This window comes from Yoonia sp. R2-816 (assembly GCF_046762905.1).
Taxonomy (GTDB): domain Bacteria; phylum Pseudomonadota; class Alphaproteobacteria; order Rhodobacterales; family Rhodobacteraceae; genus Yoonia.
The window spans coordinates 1-581 of record NZ_JBKQXN010000155.1 but is presented as its reverse complement, the minus strand read 5'-3'; the positions used below and the strand labels follow the sequence as shown (position 1 = coordinate 581).

General features: G+C 54.6%; 1 pseudogene. It reads right to left on the bottom strand.

Annotation, left to right across the window (positions count from 1 at the left end):
- Positions 1-581, bottom strand: a pseudogene (locus ACFWW2_RS05425) (DNA mismatch repair protein MutL); the annotation flags it as partial.

Sequence of the window (581 nt, the reverse complement as noted above, 5' to 3'; positions counted from 1 at the left end):
CTCTCGCACAGCAATGGCATTTCCCCCGAATGGTTCGATGGTCAATCCCATACCACTGAGCTCCTCGGCCAGTTCCATCAGCCGAGAGCAATCTTCCTCTGGAAGCTCCACGATTTCCGGAATCAAAAGTGCTTGGGCAGGGATGCCGTCTTTCGCCATCTGGTGCTTAAGTCTCTCGTAGACCAGTCTTTCATGTGCTGCATGTTGATCTACGATTACCATGCCATCAGATGTTTGCGCGATGATGTAGTTTTCATGCACCTGTCCGCGGGCCGCACCAAGCGGAAGGCTTTCTGCAGGCGTTTCTGCTTTCTGGGTAGGTGTCGGCTCAGATGAGGAAGAACCTTCCGGAACACTGAGCTCTGGAGTGTTTCCGCTCAGATCATTGGCAAGCTCTTCGAACGCAGGAGTTTGGGCTTGATATGCCGCACCCCGCGCCGCTGTAATCGGCGGAGCAATACTCGGCCACGGTAGCGGCGGCGTTGTGTTGTCGCGGGCGGCGTAAAAGTCGGCCACTTTTGCCCTTTCATTTGATGGGAGGGCATGGGGATATTCACCGTGGAATTGTATTTGAAGGTTCG